At 65.4% G+C, this 16,391-nt stretch carries 10 protein-coding genes; 4 read left to right on the top strand and 6 right to left on the bottom strand.

The genetic code is table 11. The annotated features are described in order from the left end of the window. Positions 1-183 precede the first annotated feature (183 nt). The 3 genes from IX761_RS21125 to IX761_RS21135 form a co-directional block, all read right to left on the bottom strand. Complete coding sequence (locus tag IX761_RS21125) at positions 184-1,866, bottom strand: MFS transporter (protein ID WP_194791454.1); 1,683 nt, start codon at positions 1,864-1,866, stop codon at positions 184-186. Between the two features lie 250 nt (positions 1,867-2,116). Then, positions 2,117-2,551, bottom strand: a complete 435-nt coding sequence (locus IX761_RS21130) for a VOC family protein (protein ID WP_194791455.1) — start codon at positions 2,549-2,551, stop codon at positions 2,117-2,119. A 48-nt stretch (positions 2,552-2,599) separates the two neighbouring features. Continuing rightward, positions 2,600-3,520, bottom strand: coding sequence for an alpha/beta fold hydrolase (locus IX761_RS21135; RefSeq protein ID WP_194791456.1), 921 nt, complete (start codon positions 3,518-3,520; stop codon positions 2,600-2,602). 192 nt (positions 3,521-3,712) lie between these two features. Here IX761_RS21135 and IX761_RS21140 point away from each other — a divergent pair, with 192 nt between their 5' ends. Beyond that, positions 3,713-8,689 (top strand): dermonecrotic toxin domain-containing protein, encoded by a 4,977-nt coding sequence (locus IX761_RS21140; RefSeq protein WP_194791457.1) that lies wholly within the window; start codon positions 3,713-3,715, stop codon positions 8,687-8,689. 3 nt (positions 8,690-8,692) lie between these two features. Here the strand turns inward: IX761_RS21140 and IX761_RS21145 are convergent, their stop codons facing one another. After that, positions 8,693-11,197 (bottom strand): UvrD-helicase domain-containing protein, encoded by a 2,505-nt coding sequence (locus tag IX761_RS21145; protein ID WP_194791458.1) that lies wholly within the window; start codon positions 11,195-11,197, stop codon positions 8,693-8,695. Between the two features lie 188 nt (positions 11,198-11,385). Here IX761_RS21145 and IX761_RS21150 point away from each other — a divergent pair, with 188 nt between their 5' ends. The 3 genes from IX761_RS21150 (at position 11,386) to IX761_RS21160 (ending at position 13,360) form a co-directional block, all read left to right on the top strand. Then, positions 11,386-12,084: a pirin family protein gene (locus IX761_RS21150; protein ID WP_194791459.1), complete on the top strand. Its 699-nt coding sequence runs from the start codon at positions 11,386-11,388 to the stop codon at positions 12,082-12,084. A 160-nt stretch (positions 12,085-12,244) separates the two neighbouring features. Further along, positions 12,245-12,856 carry a ferric reductase-like transmembrane domain-containing protein gene (locus tag IX761_RS21155; protein WP_194791460.1) on the top strand — a complete coding sequence of 204 codons (612 nt, stop codon included), beginning with the start codon at positions 12,245-12,247 and terminating at the stop codon, positions 12,854-12,856. Between the two features lie 18 nt (positions 12,857-12,874). Beyond that, positions 12,875-13,360 carry a DoxX family protein gene (locus tag IX761_RS21160; RefSeq protein ID WP_194791461.1) on the top strand — a complete coding sequence of 162 codons (486 nt, stop codon included), beginning with the start codon at positions 12,875-12,877 and terminating at the stop codon, positions 13,358-13,360. Positions 13,361-13,605: 245 nt separating this feature from the next. Here the strand turns inward: IX761_RS21160 and IX761_RS21165 are convergent, their stop codons facing one another. Further along, entirely contained in the window at positions 13,606-14,493 is an 888-nt protein-coding gene (locus IX761_RS21165) for a pirin family protein (protein WP_194791462.1), read from the bottom strand. A gap of 185 nt (positions 14,494-14,678) precedes the next feature. Next, positions 14,679-16,316, bottom strand: coding sequence for a phosphoglucomutase (alpha-D-glucose-1,6-bisphosphate-dependent) (gene pgm / locus IX761_RS21170; RefSeq protein ID WP_194791463.1), 1,638 nt, complete (start codon positions 16,314-16,316; stop codon positions 14,679-14,681). Between the last annotated feature and the right edge of the window lie 75 nt (positions 16,317-16,391).

Genomic DNA, 16,391 nt, shown 5'->3' on the forward strand with positions numbered 1-16,391 from the left:
TTGTGGCCCACGGAGGATCGCGTCAGGGCCTCCAGGTGTTCGCCTTAGCTTTTGTACAGGGGCGCAAATCGAGCGCCGCCCGCGCGGCGCATCGCCGGCAAGCCGGCTCCCACATCTGTTTCGGGCCAGTTTTGCCTGTGAGGGTACCGCTATCCGCCTTGGTGCATGTCTCAAGACAGGCATTTACGTGTGGTTGATATCACGGTCCTTGGTCTCGGGCAGGAAGAAGGTACCCAGCACCGCGGTCATCACCGCGATGACGATGGGGTACCACAGCCCGTAGTAGATGTCCCCGGTGGCCGCCACCATGGCGAATGCCACGGTCGGCAGGAAGCCGCCGAACCAGCCATTGCCGATGTGGTACGGCAGCGACATGGAGGTATAGCGGATGCGCGCCGGGAACAGCTCCACCAGCCAGGCGGCGATCGGCCCATAGACCATGGTCACGTAGATCACCAGGATGGTCAGCAGTAGCAACACCATCGGGTAGTGGATCTTCGCCGGGTCGGCTTTTTCCGGGTAGCCGGCCTCTTTCAGCGCGCCACCCAGGGTGGTGGTGAAGGCATCGTTCTGCGCCTTGAAGTCTGCCGCCGCCAGGCTGCTGCCATCGAAGCTTTGCAGCACCCGCTCACCGATACGCACCTGGGCCACGCTGCCGGGCTCGGCGGCCTGGTTCTCGTAGGGGATGGCGCGCTTGGCCAGCAGGGTCTTGGCGATATCGCAGGAGCTGGTGAAACGCGCCTTGCCCACTGGGTCGAACTGGAAGGAGCACTGAGCGGGGTCGGCCACCACCACCACGGGGTTTTGCTCCTGGGCGACGAACACGTCCGGGTTGCCGTACTCGGTCAGGCCCTTGAAGATCGGGAAATAGGTCAACGCCGCCAGGATGCAGCCGGCGATGATGATCGGCTTGCGGCCGATACGGTCGGACAGGCTGCCGAACAGGATGAAGAACGGCGTGCCGATCAGCAACGAGCCTGCGATCAGCAGGTTGGCGGTCTGCGGGTCGATCTTGAGCGTCTGCAACAGGAAGAACAGCGCGTAGAACTGCCCGGTGTACCACACCACCGCCTGCCCGGCGGTGCCGCCGAGCAGCGACATGATCACCACCTTCAAGTTCTCCCAGCGGCCGAACGACTCGGTCAGCGGCGCCTTCGACGCCTTGCCTTCGGCCTTCATCTTCATGAACACCGGCGACTCGTTCAGTTGCATGCGGATGTACACCGAAATCGCCAGCAGCAGGATCGACAGCAGGAAGGGTATGCGCCAGCCCCAGGCTTCGAATGCCTCGGTGCCCATGGCCGTGCGGCAGGCCAGGATCACCAGCAGCGACAGGAACAGCCCGAGGGTGGCAGTGGTCTGGATCCAGGCGGTGAAGAAACCGCGCTTGCCTTTGGGCGCATGCTCGGCCACATAGGTGGCCGCGCCGCCGTACTCGCCGCCCAGCGCCAGCCCCTGCAGCAACCTCAGGGTGATGAGAATCACCGGCGCAGCCACACCAATCGTCGCATAGCTCGGCAATAGCCCCACCACTGCGGTGGACAGGCCCATGATCACGATGGTGATGAGGAAGGTGTACTTGCGTCCGATCATGTCGCCCAGGCGGCCGAACACGATGGCCCCGAACGGCCTCACCGCGAAACCGGCGGCAAAGGCCAGCAGGGCGAAGATGAACGCGGTGGTTTCATTGACCCCGGTGAAGAAGTGCTTGGCGATGATCGCCGCCAGCGAGCCGTAGAGGTAGAAGTCGTACCATTCGAACACGGTACCCAGCGAGGAAGCGAAGATGACCTTGCGCTCCTCCTTGGTGATGCCACGTTGGGGCGCACTACTGCCCGTTGATGCACTGCTGTCCAGGACCGCCATGGGTCGCCTCCGTCTTGTCGATGTAGGCCGGAGTCGCTCAACAGGTGGTCACGCTCGCACCCAGGCCTTAGGGCTTGCAGGTTGCGGCGAAGCACGACGAGGCTGGGCCTCGGATCGCGGCAGGTAAGCAGAAGCATAATCGGCTTTGCCGGGATATCCATTCGCATGCATCGACACAGGTCCAGTGGCGGCAACGAACAGTTGGCCCGCCGGCGCCTGGATCGGGTCCGACAAGCGTCCGCCCCACGGCTTATTCGGGCCGGACGGTGTTGCTCGTCGCGGACGGCCCCTTGAGCTCGACGCGGTTGCCATCGGGGTCGAAGCAGTACAGTGACAATCCCTCGCCTTCGGCACCGTAGCGCGTTTCGGCAGGTTCAACTCGCACCTTGGCGGCGCCCAGGTAGTCGGCCAGCGCCTGCGCATCGAACGGTTCGATGCGCAGGCACAGGTGATCCAGGTTATGCCCCTGCCGACCAGGCGCCGGGCCGCCCTTGCTGCCCAGCGGTCCGTCCACCGCGACCAGGTCGATCAGGTGGCTGCCGGCGCTCAGGTGGATCATGCCCAGGTCCTCACGGCGACGGTTGACCGGACAACCCAGCACGTCACGGTAGAACGCCAGGCTGCGTTCCAGGTCGCTGACCCGTAGCACGATGTGGTCGATATGCAGGATGGTGAAATCAGGCACGGCGGTACTCCAAGCATGGATGTCACTGCACCTTAGCAGCACCGACGGCTACTCGTTGACCATCCGCTGCAACCCGCCCCTTTCGTGATGCCCCAGGGTGCGCAGGATCTGCGCTGCCAACGCGGCTCCCGGCGACTCCAGATGAAAATGATGACCGCCGGGGTGCCAGCTGACCCGTGTGTGCCTGGGCAGCGCCGACTGACGGCGAGCGAAGCCGTTATCGGCGAAGACACCCTGGCGCCCCAGCAACAGGTACAACGGGCAGCGCACCTGCCGCAACAGCTCGCAGGCCTCGCCTTCGGTCAATGGCATTGGCTCGGGCAGGTTCAGCCGAGGGTCGTGGCGCCAGCAATAGCCATCCCCCACCTGCAGCAGGTCGCGCAGCGCCAGCAGCCGCGTGGCCTCCACGGACAGCGTCAGGCGCTCGCGGTATTGGCCGAGGGCGTGCTCAAGGCTGGCGAAGCAGGCCAGCGGCGGTTCGACAACCCCTTGCTGGCGACTGCGCAGCACCAGGCGCTTGAGGCGAAACGCCCGGGCCATATGCTCGACCCGCTCACCGTCGGCCACGGTGAAGGGCGCTCCCATGCCGTCGAGGAACTGCATGCTGGCGATGGCGCTGGTCAACGCCGCGAGGATCGAGGCGATCCCGCTGCCCATGCCATGGGCCAGCACATGGAAGCGCCCCCAGCCAAGGCGCTCGACCACCGCCAGCATGTCCTCGGCGTGCTCCCACAGGTAGTAGCCGCTGTCGTCGCGGCGATGGTCGCTGCGGCCATGACCGATCAGGTCGGGGGCCACCACGAAGCAGCCCTCGAGCAATGGCGCCAGGCGCTCGAACGAGGCGGCGTTGTCCAGCCAACCATGCAGCGCCAGCACCGGAATACCGTCTTCACGGCCCCAGGTACGCACCGCGACCTCGATACCGTCGAGGTCGAGCAAATGGTCTTTCGCAGCGGTGGTCACAGCCATCGTTTCACTCCCTGGCAAGGCCCGGGGCTCCTGCCCCGCGACAGCTCACCATCGCCCAGCGCCGCTGCCCGCGCTGGCCCCTGGCCGACCGCGGCATGCACTTAACCGACCGCAACACAGCGCGGCAATATCTACCGCCAACGGCAAAGCCCGTTGCAGTTCGATAGCGGGCTCACCCATCAGGAGTTCGCCATGGACATCCCCGTTGCACCCTACCACCACCAGCAGATCCTCGACGCGCTGCCGGCCTGGACCAGACAGCTGCATCCTCGGCACATCGGCAAGGTGATACGCCGGGCACACCAGGAACATATCAAGCCCGACCGCCATGAGGCCGCGTGGTTCAGCAGCGCCTCGCACGATGACCGGCAGTTGCTGCGCTCGGCCATCCACGCCCGCACCGTGAGCCGAAAAGCATTCGCCAAGGCCATCGGCGACCTGCAACAGCTGCCTCAGTTCTGCGAGAGCTTGCTGCAACAGACGCTGGCCATCAGCACCGCCGTGGGCACAGCGCAGTACTGTTTCCAGCCCTTCGAGACGATCCAGACCGGGAACCTGGACCACGTACCGGACCTGGAGAACTATGGCCTGGGAGCGGGTACCTCACAGCCCGAGTGGACCTACCAGGCAACGGGCGAACCAACCCTGCGCAGCCTGCTGGAAGCGGCAATGCATAATTTCGAGGGTGTGAGCGAGGTGGGCCCGTTCAGCCGCCTGCAAGCCTCCGCCACGGATGGCGCGGCAGTGCCCGGCCTGAGCGTTACCCGGTTCGTCACGCAGTGTCGCGCCCTGGACCTGGGCAAGCGTTACCAGGCTCACCTGGACGGCATTTTTGCCGGTGAGCGCAAAGCCACGGTGAGCACCGCGTGGATCGCCGCGCGGCGCGCGGAGTTGACCGTGCAGGCGGTGAATGCCCGCCTACGTGGCCAGTTGACCGCCCTCGGCTATCAGGCCCTGCGCCACTTCTGCATCGATGGCCAGGTAGCGCGCTACGGCAAGCAGGACATCGCCGCCTACAGCCTCAAGTTCCTGGGCATGGAGATCCAGGACCTGTTGCTGCTCAAGGTGCCCGAAGGTCCGTCGGCACCGATTATCGTCCACCTGCCATTCGACGATGAGGGTCAGGTCAGGGAATTCGCCGACCAGAAGGCGCTGGAAAGCTACCTGTGCCAACGCTTGCAGGAGCCGGATTACTGCCAGCAGTTCCTCGAACATGTCGCCCAGGCCGACCGCCCCAAGATGGCCAGCGCGCTCCAGGGCGCGCTGTACAAGGAGGTCGACGATTTTCAGCTGCCGCCAGGCCTGGTGCCCTTGCAACCGCCGTCGCCCCCCCGCGACGGGCACCCGGCCCGCGAAACCAAGCCCAGGGACAAGCCCAGCCTCTACATACGTGAGCGCAAACTCGCCGAACCCTACTGGCCTGCGCTGTATGACGAACATGTACGTTGCCTCAAGGGCAATGCCAGGGCGATCGCCGTGCCCACCGCCGACGTTGATGCCAGGGCCCGCAAGGAGCGCCTGGAGCATTGGGAGGAGACCGGGATGAACCTGCTCAACGTGGCAGCGATGTTCGTCCCCGGGCTGGACGCGGTGATGTTTGCGGTATTCGCCTATCAGCTCCTGGACTCGGCCTTTCACGCCTACGAGGCCTGGTCCGAAGGCGACCATGCCGAGGTGGTGGCGCAACTCGAATCGCTGGGCGCCACGCTGGGCAGCGCGGCGGTGCTTGGCGCGGTCGCCGTGGGCGCCAAGGCTTCGGGCTTCGTCGACTGGATGGAGAGCATCTGGCTCGAGGGCAAGCAAAAGCTGTGGGATCCCCAGCTGGGCCCGTACCGCAGCCCAGTCGAGCTGCCTGCCGCCCTGGAAGCGGATACCGAGGGTGTGTACCACCACGACGGCAAGCACTACGTAAAACTCGATGGCGACACCTTTCAGGTGGAGCGTGACGCCGACGGCGATTGGCAAATGACCCATCCGAGCGAGCCAAAGGGTCATCGCCCCTACCTGCGGGGCAATGGCAAGGGGGCGTGGCGCCTGGCCCACGAACGGGTGCAGGGTTGGGATCGGCTGAAGCTGTTGCGTCGCCTTGGGTCCATCAGCGAGGGGCTGGGCGATGCCGACCTGCTGGCGGCGCTGGACAGCACCGGCCTGGAACGCGGTGCGCTGGAGGCGGTGTATATCGAAGGCGAGCAAACGCCGGGGCTGCTCGAGGATGCCCTGCTGCGGTTGCGCAAGGATACCGAAGCCGACCTGATCATCGACAACGTCCGGCATGCCCGCCCGTTGGCCGCCTACAAGAACTTCGCCGTGCCCACCCTGGGCGAACTGCCCGGCTGGCCCGAGGATGTGCTGCTGGAGGTCTTCGATGGCCCGGAGGCTTGGGGTAGCACCACCCGCTACGGGCGCAATTTGCCAGGCGACCTGAGCATCCTGCTGAGCCGCGACGACCTGGACAGTGGCAGGCTGGCCAGCGTGGTGCTGCAGGGCCTGGACGAGCACAGCATCAATGACCTGCTGCCCGTCGACACCCCACCGGCGCAACGCCAGCAGGCGTTGCAGGACTTGCTGGCCGACCGCCTGGACAGCAAGCGCGCAGGCCTGTTCGACAGCCTCTACAAGGGCCAGCGCACACCGTTGAGCCCAGCCGCCGAGGTGCTGGGCAGGCAGTTCCCGGCGCTGCCGGAACCGGTGCTCGAAGATATCGTCGCCAACGCCAACCGTGCCGAACGCCAGCGCTTGCTCGCCGGTCGTGTGCCGTTACGCGTTGGCGAAGAGGCACGCGTCCTGCAAGCTCGGCTGCGCCTGGACCGGGCGATCCTGGGGTTGCATCGGGCAAGCCTGGCCAATGCCGACAGCGCACTGATCCGCGATGGGCTGCTGGCCGAGCACCCGCAATGGACGACAGAGCAGGTATTCCACGCCGCGCAGGCCGATCGTGCCAAAGCCGCGCGATTGATTGGCCAGCAGCCGATTCGCCCGGGTTATCGCTCGCCCATGCGCCTGGCCGACGGGCGTTTTGGCTACCCCTTGAGCCCGGATGCTCGCCTTCCTCGGGAAGAGCAGGAGTTGCGAGCCCTGTACCCCGTCATGGATGCAGTCGAACGCCGGCAGTTGCTGGCCACCCTGCGTGCGCGAGGCAACGTGGCGGCGCAACTGCAGGGCTACCGCAGGGAGCTTGCAGCCTTGCAGGCGAGCCTGGACGACTGGGCCTCGCAACGCCCGCCAGCACTGCAGCGCCCTGCCCACCGTTTGGCCAGCACCTTGCTCCGGGCCTGGCACCGCGTGGATGGCGACCGCCTGGTCCTGGCGGACCTGGAACTGGACAGCCTGCCGCCGCTGACCACGCGCTTCGACCATATCAACGCGCTGCACCTGGAGCACCTCGACGTGCCGGCATTCCCTGCGGACTATCTGCAATCGTTTCCCTCGTTGACCCACCTGGAGGTACGCAGCAGTGGCAACCTGAGCATGCCATCGCTGTTCGAAGCGCTGCGGCATGCGCCAAGGCTGCAGGAGTTGCATATCGAAGCAAGCGGCCTGGCGAACCTTCCAGCCCAGGCCCACGACGTGCTACCTCTGCTCAACGAGCTGCATACGCTGGACCTGCGCGGCAACGGCCTGGCCTTGACCGAAGAAGGGCTGTCCCTACTCACCGAGCGCCACCACCTGCGAGAACTGGACCTGTCCGACAACCGCATCGAACTGGACGCGGGGATGGCGCAGCGCTTCAGCAACCTGGTCGAGCTGCGAAGCCTGGACCTGAGCCTCAACCCACTGGGTATCGGCCCGAACCTGCAAAACATGCGCTGCCTGGCCAACCTGTACCTGGAAAACTGCCAGTTGACGGCCTGGCCGCAGGGGCTGGAGGCATTGATGGGTAGTGAAAACCATGCGCTGCGCTTGCTCGGGCTGAGCCATAACCAGATCACCGCCGTGCCAGGCCTGGGCACATTGCTGAGCACACCTTTCATCGAGGCACTGTTGCTGCCCAACCGCGTCGAAGAGTGGCGTTTCAACTTCAACCCGCTGGATGTACCCACCCGCCGTCAATTGCGCGCGGCCGGTGTGGTGGTGGAGCGGCCGGTGGAACCACCGCTGCTGCCGGGGCAAGCGCCGGTAGACTGGCTGCAACCGGACACCCCTGCGCAACAGCGCCTGTGGGAAGCACTGTTCGCCGACGAGGCCAACAGTGCTCTGCGCCGCGCCGTGGAACAGGCGGGGCTGTCGAGCGCGGCCCACGCCGCCCCCGAGCGGCTGGCCAGGCAGGTCTGGCGACTGCTGGAAAGCGCTGCGGCAGACACCGAACTGCGCAACAGGCTGGACGAAGTGGCAGCGTTGTTCCCGGTCAGTTGCGGCGACGCCGGTGCCGACGTGTTGAGCACGCTGCAGATCGAGGTGCGGGTCTTCGAATTGACCCATGGCCAGCCGCGTGTAAACCCACGCCTGTTCAGCTACATGCGCAGCCTGTACCGCCGGGACCAAGTCAATGAACTGGCCCAGGAGCTCTACAGCGCGCGCTTCAACCGCCGTGCGGGCCTGCTGGATGCGCAGGCCTGGGAGGCGATGGTGCCTTCGGAGCGTGGCCCGCGACCGCGTATTGGCAGGTTGCACAGGTTCGACTACATCCCCGACCCTGCGTTGTTGGACGGTGAGGGGCTGGACCTGATCGAAATTCGCCTGACCCTGCGCATCAACCTGGCGGCGGACCTGGAGTTTCCCGAAACACAGACGCAGATGCTCTATCCAGACGCGGCCCGCATTATCGGGCCGACTGAATTCCAAGTCATGGAAGAAGTTCAGCGCCGCGATGGCGACCAGGTGGCGAGGCGCACCTGGGTATCGCGCCATCCCAGTTGGCGGCGGGTACTGCGAGGGCAATACTCGGCAAGCTTCGATGCGCTGAGGGCACGCTGGGACGCGGGCCTCGAATACCTCGAATGGTGCGTTGACAGTGACAGCGCAATGGAAGGCACCTTGCAGTCGCCCGTGGTCGATGCCCTGAGCGCAACGCTGGGCGCAAGCCCGCTGGACGGCCAAGGGCAACTCCAGCGCCTGGAGATCGACAGCAACCAGTACGTGGCCGGCATGAACCGTGTGGCCCGGGGCCTGGAGGATGACCAGGACGCGCTGTACCTTGAGCTGACCCGCCCACTGGACCGCAATAACTGACCCTCACCCCTGGCGCAGGTCTTCGAAGAAGGCCTGCTGCCCCTGCACCTGGCTCGACGCGCGCGGCTGGTTGACAGCCTCGCCGTTGGGCCTTTCCACATGCCAGTAGCAGTGGCGGATGGCGCGGGTCACACCGACGTAGGCCAGGCGCTGCACCTCTTCCTTCTGCGCCGTGTCGAACGCCTGGGCATCGCCTGGCTTGCCCAGGCCGGCCAGGCGATATACCTGGTTCTTGTAAGGCGAGGTGGTCAGGTACTGGCAGTCGCCGAGCATGAACACGGCATCGGCTTGCAGGCCCTTGGCGCTGTGGTAGGTCAGTTGCTTGAGCCGGCGCTGCCCGATCGGCAAGCTAGAATCAGCTTTAACTAGTGATGATAAATGCTGTTCTATCAATAACTTATCGCTACTTTTTCGAAACAGCATCATGACTGTTTCGCCCTGCTGGTAATGCTCTATCACGGTTTGCGCCAGGGCCGCCTCGTCACGCTCGAAGACCCGCACCGGTGCAAGAGGCAACGCGGCGGCAGGCCCGCTGGCCCTGGCTTTCTTGCCGCTGATGGCCGGTGTGCCCTTCACCAGATGCTCGGCGGCATCGATGATGTGCTGCTGGCTGCGGTAGTTGTCCACCAGCATCACCCGGGTATTGGCCGGCGACGGGAACGTCTTGGCGAACTCCATGAAGTACCTGGGCGAGCTGCCGCGCCAACCGTAGATCGATTGCCAGTCGTCACCCACGCACATCAACGAAGCGTGCTGCGCCACCCGGCCGCCATGCATGGACGGACCCCGCCGGCGGATCTCCTTGAGGCTGGCGCGCAGCCAGCTGACGATCTGTGGCGAGACATCCTGGAATTCGTCGATCATCAGGTGCGCCAACGGACGCAGCAGCGGGTCGGGCAGCAGCTGCAGGTTCTCCGGGTTGTTCTCGCCGAACAGGGCGAACATGCGGTTGTAGGTCATCACCGGTGGCGACTGCGCCAGCAAGTGCGCCTCGAAGGCTTTCCAGTACAACGCCAGCGCTTCGAAGAACGGCCCGTCGCTGTCGCCCGGCGGGAAGCGCATGGCCGCCACGGCGGCGTTGACGTCCAGCCCGAGGTTCTCAATGAAGCTGGCGGCGTTGACGAAGGCATCGAGCAAGGGTGCCGGGGCGAGCTCGCCCTTGACCTTGTACTCGAAGCCGGGACCGGCCACGGCATCCCCGGCCAGCGATGCGGCCAAACGCTTCGCTGTTGCGTAGTTATCGAGCCATATCAATGGCTTGTCGCAGAAAGCTTGAAGCAACGTGCGTTTCACCGCCCATTCCGCGCGCACCGCCAGCTTCGCCCCGGGGCGCTGGTACTGGGCGCTTTCGGTCGGGTCGAAGCCCAGCACCACCCAGGCATCCAGCCCCTGCAGCCGGCCATGCACATGGAAGCGGCTACCGCGGATCTGCACGGTGTCACGGCACGGCTCGATGCCCTTGATCGGCCAGGCGCCGGCGGCGAACCACAAGTCCTCGATCACATCGCACAGTTCTTCATCGCGCTGCGCCGCCAACTGCGTCACCTGCACGCGCTTCTGCACGTCGGGGTGGTCCGGGTCCAGCGGCTTGAGCAGCAGCGCCTCTTGGCGCAACTGGCCGATCAGCGTGGCGAAACGGGGATTGCCCTCCAGCAGCTCGCTGTAGCACAGGTTCAGTTGCTGGCGCTGGGCATCATTCAGGCGCAGGTCGAAGGGGTTGCTGTCGGCGCTGGCCTCGGCGCCAGCGGGCATCTCGCTGCCGAGCATCTCGAAGGCGCGCAGCTGGGCGAAGCCAGGCAGGCTGCGTACCAGCGGCAGAATGCGTGAATGGAAAGTGCGCACCAGTTCACGGCCCTGGGTTGGCGACAGCTCGACCTGCCACAGGGCGAACACCTGGAGCAGCCGCTGGATGAAGTCCTTGCGCGACTCGCGGGTGAAGGTCACCACGGTCATGGCGTCGAGCTCGAAACCCAGGTAGTGGCGCAGCAGCAGGATGCGCAACACCAATGAGGTCGACTTGCCCGCGCCCGCCCCGGCTACCACGCAGGTGGACGGCGTATCGCTGAAGATCAGCTTCCACTGCGCGACGCTGGGCTGGGCCTCGGCGGGCAGGCGCTGGGCGACATCGGCCTTGAAGCGCTTTTTCAGCTCGGCAGTCAACGGCAGGCGCCAGTCATCGAACAGGTTGTCGTCCTGGCCGGGGACGCTGGCATGGTCCGGGCGGGTGTCGCGAATTACCAGCACCTGGCGCCCGGCTTCGTAGCCATCGACCCGCCCACGCTCGTAACCTTCGCGCAGGCCATCGGCGTGGCCAGTGCGTTGGCCAGTGGCATGGCCGAGGAACCAGGAGTCGCGGTGCTGCGCCTGCAAGCGGCTCAGGCCACGGCCGAGCAGGCGCGCGGCCAGGCGGCGCAACCAGGGCAACTGGGCAGGCGGTGTGAGATTGGCCGGGGCCTGGGGCTGCTCGTGAGGCACGGTCACTCCATTGAAAATCGGAACAGCGGGCATGTTCGCCTCATCCGCCGCAAAGCGCCAGCGAATGCTTGTGAATCAGCCAATTAGGCGATGAATCGCACCCAGAATCAGAACAAACAAACATCTGCAAATTCGATCATATCAAGCCGATATTTACGCTTTTTTTCGATCTTTCAACCACGCATCATGGCTCCATTCCACCGATTCAGAGGAGCACCATCATGCTGCAACTGCGACCCTTCGAAAGCCTTGGCCACGCCAACCACGGCTGGCTCGACGCCCACCACCACTTCTCGTTCGCCGAGTATTACGACCCGGCGCGCATGCACTGGGGCAACCTGCGAGTGTGGAACGACGACCTGATCGCCGCCGGCAGTGGCTTCCCATCGCACCCGCACCGCGACATGGAGATCATCACCTACGTTCGCGAAGGTGCCATTACCCACCAGGACAGCCTGGGCAACAAGGGCCGCACCGAAGCCGGCGACGTGCAGGTGATGAGTGCCGGTAGCGGCATCGTGCACAGCGAATACAACCAGGAGAAGGTCGATACGCGGATCTTCCAGATCTGGATCATCCCGGAGAAGGTCGGTGACGCGCCGTCCTGGGGTACCCGGCCGTTCCCCAAGGGTGAACGTGGCGAAGGCTTCGTGACCCTGGCCAGCGGGCGTGAAGGCGACGAAGACAGCCTGCGCATCCGCACCGACGCCCGCCTGGTGGCCGCCACCCTGCGTGCCGGGGAAAGCGCCGAGTACCGCTTCGACGAAGGTCGCCGTGGCTACCTGGTACCGGCCAAGGGCCGTATCGAGGTCAACGGCCTGCAGGCCAAGGCCCGCGACGGCGTGGCGATCGAGCAGGAGCAGGTGCTCAAGGTGACCGCACTGGAAGACAGCGAGATCGTCCTGGTCGACGTAGCCTGACCCAAACGCCCCCAGGTGCAATGCCTGGGGGCGTCACGCTACAAACCGATACACAACCCCAACCCCATCGACACATCGCAGATACCCTGCATCTGCACACTCCCGGTCCATGACAGAGCGACGGCACCCTGCCGTCGTCGCACACACCGGGAACTACCAGATGAAGACCTTGCCCAGCGGTTGGAAGTTGTTCGTCGCCCTCGCCGCCTTTGTTTTGCTGATGACCGCCGCCGTGCTGGGCACCCATTCGCCAGGTGACGCCGAAGGCCTGCGCAGCGCCATCCGCGCTACCGCCCGCAGTTCGTTCGCGCTGTTTCTGTTGACCTTCCTCGCCTCTACCTTGGCCACCCTGCTGCCAGGCCCCACCAGCCGCCAACTGTTACGCGAGCGGCGTTACCTGGGCCTGGCCTTCGCCTTCTCGCACACGGTGCACGGCGTGCTGATCTACCTGTACGCGCAGCGCTTCCCCGACTTGTTCTGGGCCGGGCGCTCCACGCTGGCGAACCTGCCGGGCTCGCTGGGCTACCTGTTCATCCTGCTGCTTGCCCTGACCTCCTTCAAGGCGCCCACACAGCTGCTGGGCCCACGCCTGTGGAAGCGTTTGCACAGCACCGGCACCTGGGTGCTGGCCGGGGTGTTCTGCCTGTCGTTCTACAAGCGTATCCCCCTGGGCGGCGGTTACCCGCTGGGCTTCGCCCTGACGTTCGCTGCCATCACCCTGAAACTCATCGCCAAACAGGCCAATCGCCGCGTTGCGGCAAGTGCCCACTGAAAACAAAGGAGCTTCTTCATGCTGACGCAAACCTTCAGCCGTCCCTTCACTGCCCTCGACCGGATTGGTGGCTGGGGTGCCGACCTGCCGTTGCGGTTGTTCCTGGCCTGGGAGTTCTTCGAATCGGGGTTGGAGAAATTCAACGGGGCGAACTGGTTCGCCGATTTGCAGGCGAACTTCCCCTTCCCCTTCAACCTGCTGCCGGCCGATCTGAACTGGCAGCTGTCGATGTGGGCCGAGCTGATCTGCCCGCTGCTGTTGCTGTTGGGGTTGGGAACGCGGTTGGCCAGTGCCGTGCTGATGGTGATCACCGTGGTGGCAATTGCCGCGGTGCACTGGCCGGCAGAATGGTCGACCCTGGGGGAACTGGCCCGGGGGTATGCCATTAGCGACCAGGGGTATGGCAACTTCAAGCTGCCGCTGATCTACCTGGTGGCGCTGTTGCCGTTACTGCTCAAGGGTTCGGGGCGGTTGAGCCTGGATCATTGGCTGTGGCGTCGCTGAACACGACGACGGGGCCGCTTCAAGCTTGCAGGGTGGGAGCAACTGCCTTGCGCAGGCTTTCTGTAGGAGCGGCCTTGTGCCGCGAAAGGGCCGCAAAGCGGCCCCGGCGATCTTGAGGTGTAATCCAGATCCTGGGGGCGCTGCGCGCCCCTTTCGCGACACAAGGCCGCTCCTGCACAGACCGCGCAAGATGTGGGAGCCGGCTTGCCGGCGATGGGCCGCGCAGCGGCCCTTGTTGCTGTCGATCAGTGCGCAGGCCCCGACTCGACGCCGCCCACCTTACCGAAACGCCCGGCGTGGAAGTCGTCGAACGACTCGGCGATCTCCGCCTGGCTGTTCATCACGAACGGGCCGTAGCCGACGATAGGCTCGTCGATGGGCTCGCCGCTCAGCAACAGCACGCTGACGTCGTCCAGCGCTTCGATGTGCAGATCGTCACCGTCACGCTCGAACAGCACCAGGCTGGCCGGGCCAGCCTCGCGCTCGCCATTGACCCGCAATGTGCCGCGCAGCACCACCAACGCGGCGTTACGACCGCTGGCGACCGGCAGTTGCAGGCTGGCACCGGCTTTCAGGCGCAGGTCCCACACATCCATATCGGTGAAGGTGCGGGCCGGCCCCTGGTGTTGCAGGTAGCGGCCGGCGATCACCCGCAGGCTGCCCGCCTCGCCCTCCAGCGTCACCACCGGGATGTCGCTGGTCAGCAGGGTCTGGTAGCCAGCGGCAGCACGCTTGTCCTTGGCCGGCAGGTTGACCCACAACTGCACCATCTCCAGCGTGCCGCCGGTACGGGCGAACGCTGGCGAGTGGAACTCCTCATGGATGATGCCGCCGGCGGCGGTCATCCACTGCACGTCACCTGGGCCGATCAGGCCGCCAGCGCCGGTGGAATCGCGATGCTCCAGCTCGCCCTGGTAGACGATGGTCACGGTTTCGAAACCACGGTGCGGGTGCTGACCCACGCCACGGCGGGCGCTGGTCGGGGCGAAGTCGTGGGGGCCGGCGTAGTCCAGCAGCAGGAACGGGCTGATGTGCCGGGCCAGGTGGTCGTAGGTGAACAGGCTGCGCACCGGGAAGCCGTCGCCCACCCAGTGGGCGTGGGGGCTGCGGTGAATACCCTGGATCTGTTTCATGAGAAACCTCCTCTCGTAGATGGGTATCACCTTACCGATGAGACTAATAGCGCGGTAGCCCGGCAAAATGGCATGGAGCGTTCTATTTTCAGGACAGTGAAAGCAGCGCGGGGCAAGCCCACCCCCACCAAAGCCTACTCGGGCTTGTGGGAGCGGGCATGCCCCGCGCTAGCGTTTGCAACCGATCAGGCGATCGCCGCGTCCACCAGTACCTGCGCTTCGGCCACCAGGCGCTTGAGGTGCGCCTCGTCGATGAAGCTTTCGGCGTAGATCTTGTAGATGTCCTCGGTGCCGGACGGCCGCGCGGCGAACCAGCCGTTGGCGGTCATCACCTTCAGGCCGCCGATGGCCTGGTTGTTGCCCGGGGCATGGCTGAGGATCTGCTCGATCGGCTCACCGGCCAGCTCGGTGGACTTGACCTGCTCCGGCGCCAGCTTGCTCAATGCCGCCTTCTGCCGCGCATCGGCCTTGGCCTCGACGCGGGTGGCGTAGGGCTTGCCCAGCTTGGCGGTAAGGTCGGCGTAGATCTGGCTCGGGTTGCGCCCGGTACGGGCGGTCATCTCGGCGGCCAGCAGCGCTGGGATCAGGCCGTCCTTGTCGGTGGCCCAGACAGAGCCATCCTTGCGCAGGAACGAGGCGCCGGCGCTTTCTTCGCCGCCAAAGCCCAGCGAGCCGTCGAACAGGCCCTGGGCGAAGAACTTGAAGCCCACCGGCACTTCGTACAACTCACGGCCAAGACCTTGGGTGACGCGGTCGATCAGGCCGCTGGACACCACGGTCTTGCCCACCGCCGCATCGCTGCGCCATTGCGGGCGGTTGCGGTACAGGTAGTCGATGGCCACAGCCAGATAGTTGTTCGGTTGCAGCAGGCCGTCGGCGGTGACGATGCCATGGCGGTCATGGTCCGGGTCGCAGGCGAAGGCCACGTCGAAGCGCTCGCGCAGGCCGATCAGGCCCTGCATTGCGTAGGGCGAGGATGGGTCCATGCGGATCTGCCCGTCCCAGTCGACGCACATGAAGCGGAAGGTCGGGTCGACCTCGGTGTTCACCACTTCCAGGTTCAGTTGGTAGCGCTCGGCGATGGCCGACCAGTAGCGCACCCCGGCGCCGCCCAGCGGGTCGACGCCCAGGCGCAGCTTGGCCGCACGGATCACGTCGAAGTCGATGACGTTTTCCAAGTCAGCGACGTAGTTGCTGACATAGTCATGGCGGTGGGTGGTCGGGGCTGCCAGCGCCTGCTGGTAGTCCATGCGCTTGACCCCGGCCAGGTTGGCCGCCAGCAGCTCGTTGGCCTTGGCCTCGATCCACTTGGTCACGTCGCTGTCGGCGGGGCCGCCGTTGGGTGGGTTGTACTTGAAACCACCGCTTTGTGGCGGGTTGTGTGAGGGGGTGATGACGATACCGTCGGCCAGTTGCTGCTGGCGGCCACGGTTGTGGCAGAGGATGGCGTGGGACACCGCTGGTGTAGGGGTGTATTCGTCATCTTTGCTCAGCATCACCTGCACGCCGTTGGCGGCCAGCACTTCCAGGGCACTGGCGGCGGCCGGGGCGGACAGCGCGTGGGTGTCGGCACCGATGAACAGCGGGCCGTCGATGCCCTTCTCCTGGCGGTACAGGCAGATGGCCTGGGTGATCGCCAGCACGTGGTACTCGTTGAAGCTCAGGTCGAACGAGCTGCCGCGGTGGCCCGAGGTGCCGAAGGCCACGCGCTGGGCCGACACGGCGGCGTCGGGGCGGCCGGTGTAGTAGGCGGTCAACAGGCGGGGGATATCGACCAGCACGCTGGCCGGAGCCGGCTTGCCTGCCAAAGGACTGAGCGTCATGCAGAACCTCGAATGCAACGAATGTTGGGGTTGGAACGCGCAGTGTACTGGGAGTTTCACGGCCAGGCGATGGGC

This window comes from Pseudomonas sp. UFMG81 (genome assembly GCF_015354575.1).
Taxonomy (GTDB): domain Bacteria; phylum Pseudomonadota; class Gammaproteobacteria; order Pseudomonadales; family Pseudomonadaceae; genus Aquipseudomonas.